The sequence below is a fragment of the Lebetimonas sp. JS085 genome (assembly GCF_000523295.1).
In the GTDB taxonomy this organism is placed as follows: Bacteria; Campylobacterota; Campylobacteria; order Campylobacterales; family Nautiliaceae; genus Lebetimonas.
On record NZ_ATHR01000001.1, the window covers coordinates 501,926 to 521,316 of the forward strand.

A 19,391-nucleotide genomic window follows, 5' to 3' on the forward strand; every position below is an offset into this window, starting at 1 on the left:
TTTCATTATATTTTAGTGGCTTTAAAAGCACTAAATGCTATTGAAATTATAAAAACTATCAATGCTAAAATAAAAAGCAATTCCATATTATAAATCCTTTAAACTCTTAATTTTTTTAATTATAGCATAATTTATTAACACAATTATAAATGACAAAATAATTATACCAACAACATCTAAAATTAATAATATATTACTTACCTTTCCTATATTTGAAATACCCCATCCAACCATTCCTAATACTGTAACAATTAATATACTAAGCCATACTTTTAAAAAATTTATTTCTTCTTTTATTTCATCAATTTTTGCCAAAATCAGCCTTTAAATTTTAACAAATTATGTCTGTCACTTTTTTATTAAACAAAAGCCCAAAAGGGCAAGAAATTAGAAACTGTAAATAAATTGCGCTCTAACTTCTTGTTGGTCAGGATTTCCTAAATTATTTCCATCACCGTTATAATTTAAATTAGCATAATATGCTGAAACACCGAATTTTTTATTGAATTTATATCCTCCGCCAACATCAAATTCATTACTGTCAACATTTTTGGTTGCATTTATAGTTCCGGCATTTTTACCGTTACTTTGATTAATACTTACATATGAAGCCCAAACATTTGTTTTTTCATTTATATTATATCCAGCTTTTGCATACCATACATCTACATCAGTTAAGTTTGCTACATTATATCTTAATTCTGCTGGAACTTGTCCAATTACAGCATAGTCACTTGTAGCAATTACTCCGGCTTTATCGTTAGTTGAAGCGTATCCAACCTCACCATTAATTCCTGAAACATTTGCATTTAATGCTATATTGAAATAATTATGATTACTTACATTTGTTAAACCTAATGATTTATCATCTAATTTTGAAGTAGCAAAATCAGCTTTAATTCCAACACCATAATCTTTTAAGAAGTTTAAGTTTGTCATCACAATAAATGCGTTTTTAACAGCATCTGTTATATGATAATCCCAAACCTGAGCACTTCCGAATGCATCGTTTGCATAAATAGCACCGGCTGTATAAACATCTTTTGCCCCATTATTTGTTGCTGCACTGATTGGAAGATTTAAATTACCTTGATCAACTGTTCCATTAGCATTAAAGATATGATCAACCCATCCACCAGCTACTGTTAATCCATTTCCTGCATTATACATTGCAACTACACCTGCACCGTGAGCAGTTGTATATGGATCGCTTGAAGCAAACGGTAATGAACCAAGAGGAACAACACCCACATTAGCAATTAATCCGTTGTTTGCATAGTTTAAGTAGAATAAGCTATCTCCCAATCCAGTTGTTCCAGCTGTAGAAACATTTGAAGAAGCTTTATCTAATACATTTGTTTGTGCATGAACCCTCCAAACGATTTTCATATTTTCTGCAACAGGAATACCAAATACTAATTTAGCATTTGTTCTCCATCTGTTGTAATCAGTTGTAGCTGTATTTGTTTTATCTTGATGATAATAATATCTGATTCTCATAAATCCGTTAAGACTCACACCTTTGATTGCATCTGTTAGAGGAGTTGCACTTGCAACACTCATTGAACCCATTGCCACTAAAGCCGCTAAAGATAATTTTTTTAGCATCTTCTCTCTCCTTTAATTAATTTTTTTGTCTCACAATTATAACGTCAAATTTAAAAAAAATCAAATAATTTTGGTATTTTTTTGAAAAATTTTCAAATATGTTAACATTTTATTAACAAATTTTCTAACACTCATAACTTTTTCCAACATTTTCACCACTCACCACTCACTACTCACCATATCTTGGCATACCCATTATATTATATCCGCTGTCAACAAAATGCACTTCTCCCGTTACTCCGCTTGAAAGCTCACTTAGTAAATACATTCCGGAATTTCCGACTTCATCAATTGTAACATTTTTCATTAATGGAGAATTTTTTTCATTATATTTAAGTATTTCGCTAAAATCTCCTATTCCGCTTGCCGCAAGTGTTTTAATAGGCCCTGCGCTTAAGGCGTTTATTCTAATTTTTCTCTCCCCTAAATCCACTGCTAAATATCTTACGCTTGCCTCAAGTGCAGCTTTTGCCACACCCATTACATTATAATGTGGAATATATCTTGTGCTTCCAAGGTAAGTTAATGTCAAAATACTTGCCCCGTCATTTAATATTGGCTCCATTTTTTGAACAAGCTCTATTAATGAATAGACACTGATTTCCATTGCTATGTTAAAAGCATCTTTTTTTGTATCGATAAATTTTCCGTCAAGAGCCTCCCTTGGGGCAAAAGCTACAGAATGGACCAAAAAATCAATTTTTCCGTAATCTTTTTCAATATTTTCTTTTAAACTAATTAACTCTTCTTCTTTTGTAACATCAAGAGGATAAATATTTTTAACATCAAGTTCGTTTGCAACTTTTTCAACCCTTGATTTTAATTTATCATTTTGGTAAGTAAGAATTATTTCAGCCCCTTGCGATTTACAAGCTTTTGCAATCCCGTATGCAATCGAGCGGTTGTTTGCCACACCTACAACTAAACCTTTTTTTCCCTGCATTAGACTCATTTACTCTCCTTTGTTTTTTGTATCATCTGTTTAAACACTTCAACATCCAGACTTGCACTTCCGACCAAAACCCCGTCCACATTTTCGATTTTTAAAATATCTTCAATGTTACTTAATTTCACACTTCCGCCGTATAGAATCGGCCTTTTGGTAAATTTTCTGATTTCTTTATGAGTTTCTTGGATTTGTTCTAGTTTTGCACTGACCCCTGTGCCTATCGCCCAAACAGGCTCATATGCAACTATTAATTTTTCATATTCTAAATCTATTCCTATAAGCTGCTCTTTTAAGTATTCTACAACTGCTTCTATTCCTTTTTTTCTAATTTCAAGCGGTTCGCCAATACAGTAAAATATTTCAAAATTATGATTTTTAAAAAAATCAAATTTTTTTGCTATAAATTCCTGGCTTTCACCTAAAATATGCCTTCTCTCGCTGTGGCCTATAAGGATTCTTTTTATATTAAATTCATTAAGCTGCTCTAAACCGATTTCCCCGGTATATGCACCGCTTACTGTAGGATATGCATTTTGGGCACCAACGACTTTGTCTTCAAATAAAGCACTCTGAGGAGGAAAAACGGCAACTTTTACCCCGTTAAATTTTATTTTTCCAAGTTCTTTTAAATATCTTTTTGTCTCTTTTCTTGTTTTATTTGTTTTAAAATTTGCTGCTACTATCATTTTATCTCCAATGCTGCAATTGCAGGAAGTTTTTTGCCTTCAAGAAGTTCCAGACTCGCTCCTCCACCGGTAGAAATAAATGTCATTTCTTCATCATCTCCGGCTCTGGCAACCGCATCTGCGGTATCTCCGCCGCCCACCACTTTAATTCCGTGACTTCTTGCAATTTCATGGGAAATTTTAAACGTTCCCCTTGCAAATTTATCCATCTCATATACACCCATAGGTCCGTTCCACAAAATTGTCTGGGCATCCCAAAGTACCTCTCCAAAAAGCCTAACACTTGCAGGTCCTATATCAAGCCCCATCCAACCGTCCGGAATTTCCTGGGATGGGACATATTTAACCATTGCATCTTCAGCAAATTTATCGGCTACCACTATATCAACCGGCAGATAAAATTTAACCCCGAGTTTTTTGGCTTCAGACATAATTTTTAAAGCTTCATCTATCAAATCCTCTTCCACCAAACTTTTTCCTATATCATATCCGAGCGCCTTTAAAAATGTAAAGGCCATTCCCCCGCCTATTATCATTTTATCCACTTTTTCAAGCAGATTAATAAGTGCCTGAAGTTTTCCGCTTACTTTACTTCCCCCTACAACCGCTACAAACGGCCTTACAGGCTTTTTAAGCAGTTTATAAAAGAAATTGATTTCTTTTAAAAGTAAAAATCCCGCCGCTCTGTGTAAATTGTCATAAAACCTTGTAATTGCCTCGACACTTGCATGCGCCCTGTGGCTGACTCCGAATGCATCGTTTATGTAAAATTCGCCGTATTTGAAAAGTTCTTTTGCAAATCCCTCATCGTTTTTGGTTTCTCTCGGATCAAATCTCAAATTCTCAAGCAGTAAAACTTCTCCGATATTTAAATTAGAGGCCTTACTTTTTGCATCAGGTCCAACAACATCATTAGCCATAATAACTTCTTTATCCAGAAGCTTAGAAAGTCTTTTTGCAACAGGTTTCAGGGAATATTTTTCATTAAATTCGCCTTTTGGCCTTCCAAGATGGGAGCCTATTACTATTTTACACCCGTGGTCAATTAAATATCTGATAGTCGGAAGCGCCATTCTTATTCTTCTGTCATCCGTTATATTGCCGAATTCATCCAACGGTACATTAAAATCACATCTTAAAAAAACACTGTTTCCTTCTTTTAGATTTAAATCTTTCGGTGAATTTAATTTCATCTCACTCCTTTTTATAAAATTTTAACATACATTTAATTTAATTTAACATTTTTCATTTTACATTTACCATTTATATATGTATTCCGCCATTTCAATCATTCTGTTTGAATATCCCCATTCATTATCATACCAGCTAAAAATTTTTACTAAATTTAAATTTACTTTTGTCAAATCAAGGGCGACAATAGAGCTTGCCGGGTTTGAATTTATATCAGAGCTTACTTTATACTCTTCATCCACTTCTAAAATACCTTTTAAATCGGTAAGTGAATGAAATTTTATAACTTCGTTTATTTCTTCTTTTGTGGTTTCTCTATTTAATTCAAGCGTCAAATCCATAAGTGAAACATTGGCAACAGGAACCCTTACACTAACCCCGTCAAGTTTACCTTTTAAATTTGGTAAAACTTTATAAATTGCTTTTGCAGCGCCAGTAAATGTTGGGATAATATTTTCCGCCGCAGCGCGTGAGCGTCTTATATCACGTATATTTGGAGCATCAAGCAGTTTTTGGTCCATCGTATAAGAATGAATGGTGCTCATAAAACCTTTTTTTATTCCAAATTTCTCATCAATAATTTTTGCAACAGGCCCAAGACAGTTTGTAGTACAGGAAGCGTTTGAAATAATATTTTCACCTTTATATTCTCTGTAATTCACCCCCAATACATAAGTCGGGGTGTTATCATTTGCCGGGGCTGAAATAATTACTTTTTTTACATTTCCTTTTAAATGTCCTTTTGCAAGATTTGAACTTAAAAATTTACCTGTGCATTCAAGAACAACATCCGCTTCATCAAAAGGTATATTAAGAGGATTTTTTTCTTGAGAGTAATTTATAATATTTTCACCTATTTTTAAAGTATTTTTATCAATAACTTCAACGTCTCTTTCTAACATTCCCCTTGTTGTATCATATTTAATTAAATATGCGGCTAGATTAATATCCATTAAATCATTAATAGCAACTATTTCTATATTTTTATTTAACGCAACCCTTAAAACACTTCTTCCGATTCTTCCTATTCCGTTAATTGCAATTTTCATTTATTGCCTCATTTTTAATTTTAAATCTTTAAGAAATTTATCCATCTGATATCTTGCCCTGTATTCTTCACTCATTAAATGAATTAAAATATCCCCTAAATCGATGGCAATCCAGTCATTACTTTCATCAACCCCCAGAAATGTTTCGCCCATCGGTTTTAAAGTTTTTTTAAGATAATCAAGCAGTGCCTGAGCGTGTTTATCGGCCATAGCAGTGGCCACAATTACATAATCCACAAAATAATCCTTATCTCTTAAGTCATATTCCATAACATCAAGTGCTTTTTTCTCTTCCAATAAATCTTTAATTTTTGCAATTCTGTCCATAAAACTCCTTTATTTCATTTTCTATTATTTTTGGTAAATATTTGAAATTACAGTTTCTAATTTCCGTGGAACTGATTGGAACGTTAACATCTAAAACTTTTTTAATATTATACTTCTTAAGCAAATCTAAATCAACTTTTCCTCTTTTAGCAACCACCAGATGGGTTTTTTTTAAAATTTCATCAATATTTTTCCATTTGCCGAGTGTTTTTAAATTATCGCTTCCTATAATAAAATATTTCGGCTTAAATTTTTTAATTGTTTCTATTGAATAAACAGGACGATTTTGTTTTATTTCAAAATCGCTTATCTCTACTTTTGGATTGTTTCCAAAAAGCTTTTTCAGCCATTTAACCCTAAGCTCAGCCGGCGCATGAAAATTTTTTTTAAGTGGATTTAAATAATTTGGCATTATTATAAGTTTATCTATATCAAGCTCTTTTAATACTTTTTTGGCAACTTCAACATGCCCCAAATGAACAGGGTCAAAGCTGCCCCCGAAAATCGCTATATTTCCCATTCGCTGATTAATTCAATTCCGTTTTCTTTTAAAATTTTAGAAGTTAATCCCGGTGCATTGCACATGCATTCACACCCGTTTATATAGGCACTTGTTTTTTTAATACCGCAGCTTGGAGACTTTTCTTTTCCTATAAAAATTTTAATTCCCTCTTCCCTGCAAATTCTAAGAGCCTCATTTGCCCCTTTTAAAAAAGCTTCTGTTTTATCAACTCCGTTTATATCCACAATTTTATCCCCTATAAATCTGGCTGCGGGACGGGGGGTCGGAAGAGAAAAAGCCTCCGGACAAAAAGGAATCAGCTCATAATTTTCATTTAATTTTTCTAATTTTTCATCATTTAAAGGTTTTGATTTCCCGTCATATCTGCAGGGCTCACCCAACATACATTTGCTAATCATAGCTTTCATATTCAATTACCTTTTTTTCACTACTCACTACTCACCATTTTCACTATTTACATTTTCTCTTTTGCATTTATCCCGAGAAGTGAAAGCCCCAGTTTTATAATAATTCCTACAACCGCCAAAATTTTTAGCCTGATTTCTTCCCTCTCACTTCCAATAACTTTATTTTTATTATAAAATTTATGAAATTCACTTGCCAAATCTATTAGATAATTTGTCAGTCTGTGAGGTTCCCTGTTGATAAACGCATCTTCTAAAACATAAGGCAAAGTCAAGGCAAAAAACAGAAGTTCTTTTTCATCTTCTTCCAAATTTTTAAGTTCTATATTTTTTACATCGTTATAATCCATATTTTTATTTCTAAAAATAGAACGGATTCTTGCATGGGCATAATTTACATAATAATTTGGATTCGAACTGTCTTCTTTTTTCAAATCCTCAACATCAAACTCAAGATGTGTATCCGCTTTTTTAGTCAGAAAGATAAAACGCAGGGCATCCGCCCCCACATCTTCCACAACATCTCTTACCAAAATAAAATTCCCGGCCCTTTTACTCATTTTATAAGGTTTGCCGCCTTTTAAAAGTTTTACCATCTGGGAAAGTAGTATTTCAAGTTTATCCGAATCAAACCCCAAAAATTTAATTGCCGCTTTTACCCTTGCTATATATCCGTGATGGTCCGCTCCCCAGATATTTATGTATCTGTCATAATTTCTTTTAAATTTATCCCAGTGATAAATTATATCCCCGGCTAAATAGGTAGGTCTTCCGTCTTCCCTTACAACGACTCTGTCTTTTTCATCTTTAAATTCACTTGATTTTATCCAAATTTTACCTTCTTTTTCATACAAAGCAGAGTTTTTTTCTAAAATATTTTTAACTTCATCCCAATATTTATATAATTCTTTTTCACTTACCCACTTATCAAAAGGGGTAACATTTAAAGAAGCGATATCTTTTTTTATTTCATTCAACATTTTATCCTTTGCCCACATATTGAGCTTTTCATCATTAAAACTGTTTTCTTTGTTTGTGAAATAATCTTTGCCAAATTCTTTTATAGCCTCAGATGCCAAATCTTTTATATAATCACCTTTATAATACTCTTCGGGCCAGGTCACATCAAAACCTAAAATTTCCCTTGCCGTCAAATAAACAGAAAGCCCAAGAAGTGTAATCTGTCGGCCAGCGTCATTTACATAATATTCGGTATCTATTTTATAACCTATATGTCTTCCTATTCTGGCGATAGAATCCCCGTAAATGGCGCCTCTTGCATGACCTATGTGTAATGGGCCTGTCGGATTTGCGGAAATATATTCAAGCAAAATCCTCTCTTGTTTTTGACCTCTGCCAAAATTTTCTTTTTCTTCTAAAACCTTATTTGCAAATTCATCCAAAAATTTATCGCTGAGTTTAAGATTTACAAATCCGCTCAGTGCTTCAACTTTTTCAAATTCAGCACATCCTCTCAATTTTTCACAAAGGCTTTTTGCAAATTCGTTCGGGTTTATTTTATTTTCTTTTGCATATTTAAAAACAGGTACGGCAAAATGACCAAAATCTTTTTGTTTCGGTTTGTTAATAGAAGGATTTTCACCTAAATGTTTTTTAAAAATATCTGCAACTTTTTTCTTCATTCATTTCCTTTCCACTCGTTTATAAATTCATTTACATTATATTTGCTTCTTTTTATAAGAGACGCAATTGCAACAGCTTTTAAAAATTCTTTGGATTCATCGAATTCATTGTTTATTAAAAGATAATCATATTCATCTATTTTTTTCATTTCATTTAATGCATTAATAAGTCTTATTTCAAGGGATTCTTTTGTTTCAGTTCCTCTTTTTTCAAGTCTTTTTATCAATGTATTCATATCTTTTGTAGTTATAAATACGCCGGTTGTAATATTTGGATATAATTTTTTTACATTTTCATATCCCTGAACATCAATATCCAAAAACACTATTTTACCTTCACTTAAAGCTTTGTCAATCTGTCTTTTGCTCGTTCCGTAAAAATTTCCGTGAACTTCCGCCCATTCCAGAAAATAACCCTCTTCAATGTCTTTTAAAAATTCTTCTTTACTTACAAAAAAATAATCAACACCGTCAATTTCCCCTTTTCTCATAGAACGTGTTGTAGATGAAATACTAAAATACGCCTTTTTTTGAAGCTCTTCACATGCGCTTCTCGCCAGACTTGTTTTTCCGCTTCCGCTGGGACCAGATACTACTAAAATACTTCCATCCATTTTAATCTCCAAAATCTATAGTAATGGTAACTTTTGCTTTTGCTTTTTTCAGTTCGTCCCAATTTATATTTAAGATACTTCCGAGTGTTTTTTCATGGATATTTCCATTATCTTCTTGAGTACTTGTAACTTCTTCATTTGGAGCTTTTTTATTTTCTTCTATTTCAGGCAGCTCTTCATTTTTAACTTTTAACTTTTCACTTTTTTCCTGAGTGCTTGGTTCTTGGCCACTTGGAACTTCTTCACCCCCTTCAATCTCTTCTCCCAAAGCTTTTGCCAAATCCTTTTCATTTATACTTTCTAATTCCAAATCTTCATTATTTTCATCTTTTTGAGTGTTAATATCTTCTTTTGTTTCAATTTCCGGCATTTCTTCCTCCTCCTCACTTGGAACTTGGCTGCTTGGAACTTCTTCACTTTCTTCTTGGCCGCCCGGCACTTCCTCATTTTCACTTTTAACTTTTAACTTTTCACTTTCTTCTTGGCTGCTTGGAACTTCCTCACCTTCTTCATTTTCATCTTCCAGATTTTGCAATTCTTCCTCACTGATGGAAATAGTGTCTTCTATATCTGAATCGGGTGCTTCTTCCAACAGTTCATCTTCTGTAATCAGCACTTCGTCTTCAGGTAAATTTTCTAACTCTTCGAGTTCTTCAAAATCCGGTTTTTCATCGCCTTCTTCCACCAATTCATCTATATCATCCAGGGCAAAATCGTCTATATCTTCTTTTTGGGTATTCTCCAAATCAAAATTTTCTTCTTCCAAATCCAAATCTTCATTAAAATTTTCAATATCGAAATTTTCTTTTGTTTCATTTTGCATATTCGGCAGTTTTTCCAAAATATCCATTAAATCGGTAGGTAAAAACGGTTTTGTAAGATATGTATCAAAACCTGGTAATTTTTCATCTTTTTTAGAAAGAATCAAAACAAATTTTGCATTTTTGAACTTTTCTTTCAAAGAATTCAAAAATTCTTCATCATACAAATCTTTTTCCAAAAAAACAGCTTCGAAATTATCTTCCGGAACAAACTCCCTGTTTCCGATAATTACATCATCACCTTTCTTTTCAGCACTCAGCGTAAAAAGTTTTTCTATAGTCGGATTGGCAGAAATTAAAAGTATTTTCATGGCTGACCTCGTTTTTTTATTATAATTATATTAAAAAAGGTGGCAAAATTGAAAAAAATCCTGTTTTATTTGTTATTTATCCTGTTTTTAAATGCTAACAATGTTTATTTTATGCCCTTTGAGGGAAAAAATGCTCAAAAAGAATTATGCAATATTTTCACCCATGCCAAAAAAAATATAAAAATAGCAATGTATACATTTACCAATAAAAAAATTGCAAAAGCCCTGAAAATAGCTGCAAAACACGGAGCAAAGATTTATATTATAGGCGATTTGGAAGAATCAAAATATAAATATTCCGTTATTCCAAACCTTGCGGCAATAAAAAAATTTAATATTTATCTTTTAAGCGGTAAAAATTACAAAAACGGCAACAAAGCAAAAATGCATGTAAAAATGTCTATTATAGACAATAAATATCTAATTATCGGAAGTGCAAATTATTCTTACAGCGCTTTTTTTAAAAATTATGAATATATCTTAATCACTCAAGATAAAAATTTAATAAATAAATTCAATAAATATTTTTATATGTTGAAACAAAATGCCAAACCATACAGGCTCAGCCGATAATTTTTAAAATTACATTAAAAGCATGAATAAATTCTTTTTGAAATACATTTGCAAAAGAAGCCATAATCGCAATCAAAATTAAAAAAGAAAGTCCAATTTTTATAGGAAACCCTACTACCAGCAGGTTAAACTGAGGCATTGTTTTCATAATCATTCCAAAAATTATGTCGCTTAAAATAGAAACGGCCAAAACAGGAAAAGCCATTGCAATTCCAAAAACAAAATATTTAAACATATAAACAACAAAAAACTGATATATTGAATGAATATCAAAAACAGCCCCAAACGGCAGGCTTCCTAATGTTTTACTTATTAAAAATATTTCTAAATGATCCCCTCCGAAAGCAAAAAATATCAACAGTGCAACCCATGTAAAAAATTCACCTATAATATTTGTATTCAGCCCGGAGTTTGGATCTATTACATTTGCCAAAGTAAATCCCATCACAAAACTTATCTGTTCGGCTGCATATTTTAAAATATCAAAAATAAGCGTAAGGGCAACTCCTACAAAAAAAGCAAAAGCACTCTCAAACAAAACAGCCGATATCACATTTATAATATTAATTTCAAATGTTATTTTCGGGCTAATGGGGAAAAACAGTATTGTAAGCCACAGGGCAAAAGCCGCCTTTGCTTTCATGGGAATGGTTGGATATGAAAAAAAAGGCAAAAACGCCAAAAATGAGCTTAATCTTATAAATAAAAGTAAAAAAGTCACTGTATTTACAGGCGTTAAATAATTAATTAACTCCATTTCTACCCACTACTCACCATTTTCACTACTCACTACTCATAATTTTCACTACTCACCATTTTCACTAATTGTTTGTTTTTCAGTTCATAAATTTTATCAAATTTTTTAGCTATTTCCATATCGTGGGTTACAGTTACAATAGATGCACTGTTCTCATCAGCATATTCTTTTAAAATTTCTATTACTTCGTTTGCATTAACATTATCTAAATTTCCGGTAGGCTCGTCAGCAAAAATTATTTTCGGCTTTTTAACTAAAACCCTTGCAATACTAACTCTTTGCTGCTGGCCGCCGCTTAAGGTTTGAATATTCTGATTTATCACATCTTTTATCTTAAGTCTATCAAGCAAATCAAAATCAACTTCCCTGTTGCATAAAATTGCAGCAGCCTGAATATTCTCAAGTGCTGTGAATGTGTTAAAAAGATAATGAAACTGAAAAATTACACCTATTTTATTTCTTCTAAATTCAATTAACTCTTTTTCTTTTAGTTTATAAATTTCTTGTTTATCAATAAAAACTTGTCCCTCATTTGGTTTTAAAAATGAAGATAAAATATGTAGAAGTGTGGATTTTCCGCTCCCGCTGGAACCTATTATGGCAATTTTTTCTTTGGGTTTTACTTCAAGATTTACATCTGAAAAAAGAAGATAATCAAATGAGTGTTTTAAATTTATTGCTTTTATCATTTTTTTCACTACTCACTATTCACTATTTTCACTTAAGCGCCAAAAGGCGCTAAGTAATTATTGTAAAGCTGCCGCTACTTCATCAGCTAAAGTACATCCGTTTTTAACCAAACCTTCTCCGACTTCAAATCTGATAAAGTCAACAAGTTTTGCACTTCCTCCGGCTTTTTTTGCCGCATTTTCAAGTGCTTTGGCAACATTTTCTTTTTTCTCGGCTTTTACGAATTCTTGCTCTGTAAGACAGTTTTCTTCATAGAATTTTTTAATTTTTCCGGGAATAATTTTTTCAATTACATTTTCAGGTTTACCCTCTTTTAGAAGCTGGGCTTTTGCAATGTCTTTTTCTTTTTCAATTACATCAGCCGGTACACTCTCAGGATTTAGAAAAGAAGGTTTCATAGCGGCAATATGCATGGCAATATCTTTTAGAGTATCTTTAATTGCTTCACATGTTTCAGCTCTGTCACATTCAGCCGCCACAAGTACTCCAACTTTTCCCCCTGCATGGATATATCCGTTAACAATTCCATTTTCACTAGCAGTAATTGTAGCCATTCTTCTGACAACAATATTTTCACCTATTTTTGCTATTTTTACTTTTAATTCTTCTTCGAATATACCCTCACCAAATTTTGTGTTATTCAAGCTTTCAACATCGGTGATATTTTCAGTATTAACAGTTTTAACCGTTTCACTTACAAATTCAACAAATTCATCTGTTTTGGCAACAAAATCTGTTTCACAGTTTACTTCTACAATGCTTCCTTTTTTCATATCAGGAGTAATATGAATTTCCACTCTTCCCTCAGCCGCATTTCTGTCCGCTTTTTTAGCGGCTTTTGCAAGACCTTTTTTTCTTAATATTTCAACCGCTTTTTCTTCATCGCCGTTTGCTTCAACCAATGCTTTTTTACAATCCATCATTCCGGCACCGGTTTTTTCCCTTAGCGCCTTTACCTGAGCTGCTGTAATGTTTGCCATATTATGCCTCCTCTTTAATATCTTCTGTTTCTTTTTCGATTTCTTCTTCGCTTTTAGTTTCTGCCGCTGCTTCTTCTTTTACTTCTTTAATTTCTTCATTAATTTCTTCAGGTGTAATCTCTTCCATTTCTTCTCCTGCGCTTCTTGCCATTTCTTTACCTTCAATTATAGCATCTGCAATTTTTTCACAGAAAAGATTTACACTTCTGATTGCATCATCGTTTCCCGGGATTGGATAATCAACCACGTCAGGATCGCAGTTTGTATCAAGCGGAGCAACCACAGGAAGTCCCAGTTTATTTGCTTCTGCAACTGCAATTCTTTCTTTAACCGTATCAATAATAAACAACATATCCGGCAATGTTTTCATATGTCTTATACCGCCGAGAACTCTTTCAAGTTTTGCTTTTCTTCTGGCTAAGATTAATCTTTCTTTTTTTGTTAAAAGGTTAATTTGACCGCTCTCTTCCATTTTTTCAATTATTTCAAGTTTTCTAATTGATTTTTGAATTGTCGGAAAGTTTGTAAGCATACCGCCGAGCCATCTGTGGTTAACATACGGCATACCGGCTCTTTCGGCATGAGTTTTTACAGCATCAATTGCTTGTTTTTTAGTTCCGACAAAAAGAATTGTTTTTCCTTCAGCCGCCGCATCTCTAACTATGCCGCATGCATATTTAAAAAATCTTAATGTTTTTTGTAAGTCAATAATATAAATATTTTTTCTGACACCGAAGATATATTTCTTCATTTTTGGATTCCATCTTCTTCTTTGATGTCCGAAATGAACACCGCACTCCAATAAATCTTTCATTGTTACATTACACGCCATTGTTTCTCCTTGAATTATTTTTTTATTTTGGCTGGGTTTAGCCTCCCTCTCCGTTAACAGCATAGCTGCAACCCGACCAAGGAATAAAGAGGTGAGAACTAGAGATGAAATTGTATCAAAGTTACGATATAATTTCAACAAAAAAGGATAAATTATGCCAATGCTTGATAGTTTTTTAGTTGATCATGTAAAAATGCCGGCCCCGGGCCTAAGAATTGCAAAAAAAATGAAAACACCAAAAGGAGATGTAATTACAGTTTATGACGTAAGATTTGCGAAACCGAACAAAGAAATTATTGATGAAAAAGCAATGCATACGCTTGAACATCTGTTTGCCGGATTTATGAGAGATAATCTACCTGATTTTGAAATAATCGATATTTCACCTATGGGATGCAGAACAGGATTTTATATGAGCATAATCGGAGAACCAAATGATAAAGAAGTAATTGAAGCGTGGAGAAAATCTATGCAAAATATTTTAGATACTGATATTATCCCGGAAGCAAATATCTATCAATGCGGCAGCTGTTATATGCACTCCCTCCCAGGTGCTAAAAAAGTTGCTAAACATATAATAGAAAGCGAAATCGTTATAATGGACAATAAAGAGCTGGCACTAAATCCTAATAATATTCCAAATATATGCGATGTAAATCCTAATGAAGTTAAAATTTTAGGGATTTAACTTCTTCTTTTATTCATTTATAATAATTAGTGTTTGACACTAAACTTAGCTAAAAATATTAATTTATAATTCAATATTTAGCATTTATAATTCACAATTCAACACTCAACATTCATAACTTATAATTATTTTTCAGGCGCCCCAGGAACCTGCGGCACAAGGACATAAGAGGTGCTCTGCTCCCTTCCGGGCCTGAAGCGTTGCCTCTTACACCCCTTGCACAGGGCTGGGACAGGTGAAATTATATCATAAAATATTAAAAATTTCTTTTATTTCTTCTAAATTCTTACTTTTTTTAATACATTTATAAATTGTACATATTTCAAAACTTTCACCTTTTTTCCATAAAACATAAGGATATGAAAAATCTTCTTTATATAAAGGAGTTTCAGAAGTTATTATATATTCACCCAAAATATTTTTTATAGCGGCTTTTGTAATACTTGCATAAAAAAGAGGATAATTTTTTACATAATAGCTTCCCTCTTCAATGATTTCATCAGCTTCTTTTTTTAATTCAATATTATAATTTAAAAGCGATAAATCCAAAAAATCATTTGCCAAAACACCCAAAGAACTTGCATATGATGAATCACTGAAATCAGCTTTTATGCTTTTATCTTGATTCATATACCAGTTATCTTTTTTAAACAAAAATACCTCTTTACTAAGTTTATTTGCAAATTTTAAATATTTTTCTTCGTAAGAATACTCATAAGCTGTAATTAAAGCATTAATTAAATATGCATAATCTTCTAAAAATGCAGGTTTTTTATTTTTTTCATCCTTATTAAAAGAATGATACAGTTTATCTTTATACATAACTTCGATTAATTTTTCTAAACTCTTTTTTGCAGTATCTAAATATTTTTCATCAAATTCACCTACTGCAAAAAGAGTTTTTATCATCATTGCATTCCATGATGTTATTTTTTTAGAATCAATAAACGGAAACTCTTTTGTTTTTCTTATATCTTTTAATTTTTGCAAAGCTTTTTCATAATTTTTAGGTCTTTCTCCTTGAATCGTAGGATTATTTAATCCGTTAAAATTACCATATTTTTTAATTCCAAAATAATTTAACAATTCTTCTTTATTTTCAAACTCACTAAATGCTTCATTAACCTCATCAAAATCATATACAAAATATTTACCCTCACCCCCATTACTGTCCGCATCGCTAGCTGAGAAAAAAAGCCCGTTTTCATAATATTTATTTAACATTTCATCAATACTTTTAAATGCTACTTCTTTATAAAAAAGATTTTTTGTAATTTTATACATCCTGAGATATATATAAGGTAAATTCGCATTATTATAAAGCATCTTTTCAAAATGAGGAATTTCCCATTTGTTATCTACCGAATATCTATAAAATCCGCCTTCAACCTGGTCAAAAATACCGCCTTTTGCCATTTTTGTAAGAGTTAAATTTAAAATATCTAAAATATCTTTGTTTTTTGTAATAACATATACATCAATAAGTAAATCTAAGCTGCTCTCCATCGGAAATTTAGGTGCTCCCTTTACTCCTCCATATTCCAAATCAAACTCATTTTTTGCTTTTTTTATAATATTCTCAATTATACTTTTATCCACATTCTCTTTTGGCAATTTTTTATTTTCATTTTCTTTGTAATATTTTTCGAAATTATCTGCAATTTCCAAAATTTTTTTGGGATTTTCCATCCAGTCGTTTGCAATAGATAAAAGTATTTCTTTAAGTCCCGGACCGTATTGTGAATAATGAGGCGGCACATAAGTTGCAGAATAAAACACTTTCTTTTCAGGTGTCATAATAATAGTAAGAGGCCAACCTCCCGAGCGTCTGTGCATTAACTGATAAGCTTTTTGATAGTATTTGTCAATATCGCTCATCTCTTCCCTGTCCACTTTTATTGACACATAATATTTATTTAAAATACCGGCAATTTCTTTGTTTTCAAAACTCTCCCTCTCCATTACATGGCACCAGTGACATGTTGAATAACCTATACTTAAAAAAATAAGTTTATTTTCTTTTTTTGCCTTTTCAAAAACTTCTTCACCCCATTCATACCAGTCAACAGGATTGTCTGCATGCTGCTTTAGATAAGGACTGTCAGCATTTTTTAAATGATTTGCCATAATTGCTCCTATAAATAAAAAAATTTTTTTCATTACATTCCTTATAACAAAAAAGATAAAATTTGTCCAATTTTTGATATGATGATACTGACTAAATAACGAAAAAGTAAAAATATGACAGCGTAGCGGAATTTAGCGAAAATTTTGCGTTAAAAAAATTGCACCGAGTCCTTAGGGCCTGCGAAGCTGTTTGCAATTTTTAGCAAAATTTGAGCGTTGCATTAGCAAAATGAAGCTCGAAGCTGTCATATTTTTATCTTTGTAGTTATTTTTATGAATTTTTACTATTTAGTCATTGCCGATATTATATTAATAAAAAGGATTTTTATGAAATCAATTGAATATCATCAAACAACTCGCCACTATCCAAATAAATTTGCAAAAAGCCTTGGATACTTAGACTGGGCAAACCAGCCAAGCCCTTATAAAGAATATATAAATGCCAAAAAAATTCCATTACCTAATCCTGAAATAGAAAAATTAACTTATGAAAAACTGTATTTAAAAAACTCTTCTAAGGAAATAAATATTCAAAATTTAGCTGCTTTTTTAAGATATTCAGCTGCTATCAATGCTAAAAAAGTTTTAGGAATGAATGAGTGGTATGTAAGGGTTAATCCGTCAAGCGGAAATTTACACCCGGAAGAGACTTATATTATTTTAAAAAACGGAGTTTACCATTTTAATGTAAAAGAGTTTTGTTTAGAAAAAATTGCAAAAGGTGAAAATCTGGTTGAAAACGGCTTTGTTTTGATTTTTACTTCAATTCCGCTTAGAGAAAGCTGGAAATACGGAGAAAGAGCCCTGAGATACTGCCTGCTTGATACAGGACATTTAATAGCTTCAAGTAGATTTTCTTCAAACATGCTTGGATGGAAAATGGAATATATAAACGATATTGATGAAGAAAAACTAAGCAATCTAATTAATCTAAACAAAGCAAAATTTTATGAAAATGAGGATGAAATTTTTGAAGCGGGTTTTTATGTTTATCGTGATAAAAAACCAAAAATTAATTTTGAAAATTTTAAAAACTTAGAATTTCATTTAGAATATAAAAAACTTGCAAATGATTCAGTAAAATGGGATATTATTTTTGAAACTGCAAAAGAATTAAAAAGAAAAGAGCCTTTTAAAACTTTTCTAAAAGATGAAATTCCTAAATTTATATCATCTCCTTTTAACGCATATGAAATAATTGATAACAGAAGAAGTGCACTGGGATTTATTCCAAGCTACATTGAAAAAAAAGATTTTCTGGATATTTTAGATAAAACCCTGCCAAGAAATATACCTCCGTTTGATGTAAAAGTTACTTTAAATACGGTTGATTTTGTAATATTTGTAAACAGGGTCGATGGAATTGAAGAAGGAATTTATTATTTTTCAAGAAAAGAAAACAAACTTACCAACCTTCATAAAGGAGATTTCAGCGAGGCCAGTAAATTTGCGAACTGCATTCAGGATTTGGGAAAAGATTCAACATTTACTATTAATATGGTATCGCCAAAACCAAAAAAAGAGTATGAATATAAACTGTTAAATTTTGAAGCGGGAATAATAGGAGAGGTTTTATATCTTGAAGCGGAGGCTAAAAACCTTAGAGGATGTGGTATCGGATGTTTTTTTGACAATTTAATAACTGAAGAGATTTTAAATAATGTTAATTATTTGGCACTTTACGGATTCAGTGTAGGAAGCCCAAAAGCTGATGAGAGGATAATTAAGCTAAATTGAGCCTGTCCTCTTTTTTTTCCATTACATAATGAAAAATACTCAAAACTCCAAAAGCAGGCGCATAAAAATTTAAAACCGGAATAAAATTAAAAATTACACTTAAAAAACAAAAGGCCCAGATTTTCTTTTTATCAATTTCTTCTTTTCCAAAAAGCATAAAAACTGTTTGAAGCAGTGATTCTTTAATCAAAACAGCCCAAAGAAAAACAATTATTAAAATATTTACAAAAGGCACAAACATTAATGGATAAAAAATTATCATTCCTATTAAAAATATTAGAAAATCCCTTATGTTTATAAAAATAATTTTTAATAAATTAAATTCTTTTTTTGTATCAACCTGAGGATACTGCCCTTCTTTTATCTCTTCTAAAATTTTCACGCTGAAAATTAAAAAAATAAAATAAAAAGTCGCAATATAAAAAGAATAAAACATAAATGCCAAAAGTATATTTGAGACTACCTCTTCAATGCTCTGATATGGAAAAATTCTGAGAAGATTTTTTATATAGCCTGAAATTTCAGGATGATAAACAAAAAAAACAAATGTCCAAAAAAAAGTTATGATACTTACAAGTGCAATTGAAGAAAATATATTTTTAAAAAATCTGCCAAACAAAGAATAAATGATTCCCAAGCTTGCCAAAATCAATTGTATCCACACAATCATTATAATAAACTGGCTTCCTGCGTTTTGTAAAAATTTAAAAGGCATAATAGAAATTAAGAAATTTGTTAATATTAACCCCCTGTTCCAAAACCATAAAGCCATAATAATCCAAAAAGCCGCTAAAACACCGCCTAAAACAATAGATAATTTTTGCATTTTCGAATTTTTTAAATCCTTAAATGCTTCACTTATTGAATAAATAAATTCCATA

The 19,391-nt window shown here is 31.6% G+C and carries 21 protein-coding genes and 1 other RNA gene; 3 read left to right on the forward strand and 19 right to left on the reverse strand.

The window, feature by feature from the left end:
• Nucleotides 1-87 precede the first annotated feature (87 nt).
• From DZ68_RS0102780 to DZ68_RS0102835, 12 genes are all read right to left on the reverse strand, one after another.
• Nucleotides 88-315, reverse strand: a complete 228-nt coding sequence (locus DZ68_RS0102780) for a hypothetical protein (protein ID WP_024787144.1) — start codon at nucleotides 313-315, stop codon at nucleotides 88-90.
• A 72-nt stretch (nucleotides 316-387) separates the two neighbouring features.
• A complete protein-coding gene (locus DZ68_RS0102785; RefSeq protein ID WP_024787145.1) occupies nucleotides 388-1,608 on the reverse strand; it encodes a major outer membrane protein in 1,221 nt (406 codons plus the stop codon).
• 169 nt (nucleotides 1,609-1,777) lie between these two features.
• Nucleotides 1,778-2,560: an enoyl-ACP reductase FabI gene (fabI, locus tag DZ68_RS0102790; RefSeq protein WP_024787146.1), complete on the reverse strand. Its 783-nt coding sequence runs from the start codon at nucleotides 2,558-2,560 to the stop codon at nucleotides 1,778-1,780.
• The gene (locus DZ68_RS0102795) at nucleotides 2,557-3,243 is read right to left on the reverse strand and encodes a triose-phosphate isomerase (RefSeq protein ID WP_024787147.1); all 687 of its coding nucleotides are present in this window, start codon (nucleotides 3,241-3,243) and stop codon (nucleotides 2,557-2,559) included. Before DZ68_RS0102795 ends, fabI begins: the two co-directional genes overlap by 4 nt.
• The gene (gene pgk / locus DZ68_RS0102800; RefSeq protein ID WP_024790688.1) at nucleotides 3,240-4,436 is read right to left on the reverse strand and encodes a phosphoglycerate kinase; all 1,197 of its coding nucleotides are present in this window, start codon (nucleotides 4,434-4,436) and stop codon (nucleotides 3,240-3,242) included. Before pgk ends, DZ68_RS0102795 begins: the two co-directional genes overlap by 4 nt.
• Nucleotides 4,437-4,499: 63 nt before the next feature.
• Nucleotides 4,500-5,483 carry a type I glyceraldehyde-3-phosphate dehydrogenase gene (gene gap / locus DZ68_RS0102805; RefSeq protein WP_024790689.1) on the reverse strand — a complete coding sequence of 328 codons (984 nt, stop codon included), beginning with the start codon at nucleotides 5,481-5,483 and terminating at the stop codon, nucleotides 4,500-4,502.
• A complete protein-coding gene (gene rsfS / locus DZ68_RS0102810) occupies nucleotides 5,484-5,810 on the reverse strand; it encodes a ribosome silencing factor (RefSeq protein ID WP_024789369.1) in 327 nt (108 codons plus the stop codon).
• The gene (gene nadD, locus DZ68_RS0102815) at nucleotides 5,788-6,330 is read right to left on the reverse strand and encodes a nicotinate (nicotinamide) nucleotide adenylyltransferase (protein ID WP_024789370.1); all 543 of its coding nucleotides are present in this window, start codon (nucleotides 6,328-6,330) and stop codon (nucleotides 5,788-5,790) included. The genes rsfS and nadD overlap by 23 nt, the downstream gene beginning before the upstream one ends.
• Nucleotides 6,318-6,740 (reverse strand): DUF523 domain-containing protein, encoded by a 423-nt coding sequence (locus tag DZ68_RS0102820; protein ID WP_024790690.1) that lies wholly within the window; start codon nucleotides 6,738-6,740, stop codon nucleotides 6,318-6,320. Before DZ68_RS0102820 ends, nadD begins: the two co-directional genes overlap by 13 nt.
• 47 nt (nucleotides 6,741-6,787) lie before the next feature.
• Nucleotides 6,788-8,380, reverse strand: a complete 1,593-nt coding sequence (argS, locus tag DZ68_RS0102825) for an arginine--tRNA ligase (RefSeq protein WP_024790691.1) — start codon at nucleotides 8,378-8,380, stop codon at nucleotides 6,788-6,790.
• Nucleotides 8,377-8,994, reverse strand: coding sequence for a guanylate kinase (gene gmk / locus DZ68_RS0102830; protein ID WP_024790692.1), 618 nt, complete (start codon nucleotides 8,992-8,994; stop codon nucleotides 8,377-8,379). Before gmk ends, argS begins: the two co-directional genes overlap by 4 nt.
• A gap of 1 nt (nucleotide 8,995) precedes the next feature.
• Nucleotides 8,996-10,126 carry a response regulator transcription factor gene (locus tag DZ68_RS0102835; protein WP_024790693.1) on the reverse strand — a complete coding sequence of 377 codons (1,131 nt, stop codon included), beginning with the start codon at nucleotides 10,124-10,126 and terminating at the stop codon, nucleotides 8,996-8,998.
• A gap of 111 nt (nucleotides 10,127-10,237) precedes the next feature.
• Between DZ68_RS0102835 and DZ68_RS0102840 the strand changes: the two genes are divergently transcribed.
• Entirely contained in the window at nucleotides 10,238-10,699 is a 462-nt protein-coding gene (locus DZ68_RS0102840) for a phospholipase D-like domain-containing protein (RefSeq protein WP_236617337.1), read from the forward strand.
• Here DZ68_RS0102840 and fliR read toward each other — a convergent pair.
• The 4 genes from fliR to rpsB are packed head-to-tail and all read right to left on the reverse strand — an operon-like array spanning nucleotide 10,689 to nucleotide 13,958.
• Complete coding sequence (gene fliR / locus DZ68_RS0102845; protein ID WP_024790695.1) at nucleotides 10,689-11,456, reverse strand: flagellar biosynthetic protein FliR; 768 nt, start codon at nucleotides 11,454-11,456, stop codon at nucleotides 10,689-10,691. The two genes, DZ68_RS0102840 and fliR, sit on opposite strands and share 11 nt — an antisense overlap.
• A 32-nt stretch (nucleotides 11,457-11,488) precedes the next feature.
• Entirely contained in the window at nucleotides 11,489-12,145 is a 657-nt protein-coding gene (locus tag DZ68_RS0102850; RefSeq protein WP_035908293.1) for an ABC transporter ATP-binding protein, read from the reverse strand.
• 57 nt (nucleotides 12,146-12,202) lie between these two features.
• Complete coding sequence (gene tsf, locus DZ68_RS0102855) at nucleotides 12,203-13,126, reverse strand: translation elongation factor Ts (protein WP_024790697.1); 924 nt, start codon at nucleotides 13,124-13,126, stop codon at nucleotides 12,203-12,205.
• Between the two features lies 1 nt (nucleotide 13,127).
• Nucleotides 13,128-13,958 carry a 30S ribosomal protein S2 gene (gene rpsB / locus DZ68_RS0102860; RefSeq protein ID WP_024790698.1) on the reverse strand — a complete coding sequence of 277 codons (831 nt, stop codon included), beginning with the start codon at nucleotides 13,956-13,958 and terminating at the stop codon, nucleotides 13,128-13,130.
• Nucleotides 13,959-14,112: 154 nt separating this feature from the next.
• Here rpsB and luxS point away from each other — a divergent pair, with 154 nt between their 5' ends.
• Nucleotides 14,113-14,646, forward strand: a complete 534-nt coding sequence (gene luxS / locus DZ68_RS0102865; RefSeq protein ID WP_024790699.1) for an S-ribosylhomocysteine lyase — start codon at nucleotides 14,113-14,115, stop codon at nucleotides 14,644-14,646.
• Nucleotides 14,647-14,781: 135 nt separating this feature from the next.
• On the opposite strand, the gene ffs is transcribed toward luxS, so the two are convergent.
• Nucleotides 14,782-14,879, reverse strand: an RNA gene (gene ffs / locus DZ68_RS10600) — signal recognition particle sRNA small type.
• A 13-nt stretch (nucleotides 14,880-14,892) separates the two neighbouring features.
• On the reverse strand, nucleotides 14,893-16,806 hold the full coding sequence (locus tag DZ68_RS0102870) for a thioredoxin domain-containing protein (protein ID WP_051428169.1): 1,914 nt from the start codon (nucleotides 16,804-16,806) through the stop codon (nucleotides 14,893-14,895).
• Nucleotides 16,807-17,100: 294 nt separating this feature from the next.
• Between DZ68_RS0102870 and DZ68_RS0102875 the strand changes: the two genes are divergently transcribed.
• Nucleotides 17,101-18,510 carry a SagB/ThcOx family dehydrogenase gene (locus DZ68_RS0102875; protein WP_024790701.1) on the forward strand — a complete coding sequence of 470 codons (1,410 nt, stop codon included), beginning with the start codon at nucleotides 17,101-17,103 and terminating at the stop codon, nucleotides 18,508-18,510.
• On the opposite strand, the gene DZ68_RS0102880 is transcribed toward DZ68_RS0102875, so the two are convergent.
• Nucleotides 18,497-19,390, reverse strand: coding sequence for a hypothetical protein (locus DZ68_RS0102880; RefSeq protein ID WP_024790702.1), 894 nt, complete (start codon nucleotides 19,388-19,390; stop codon nucleotides 18,497-18,499). The genes DZ68_RS0102875 and DZ68_RS0102880 overlap by 14 nt on opposite strands.
• Nucleotide 19,391: the final 1 nt, after the last annotated feature.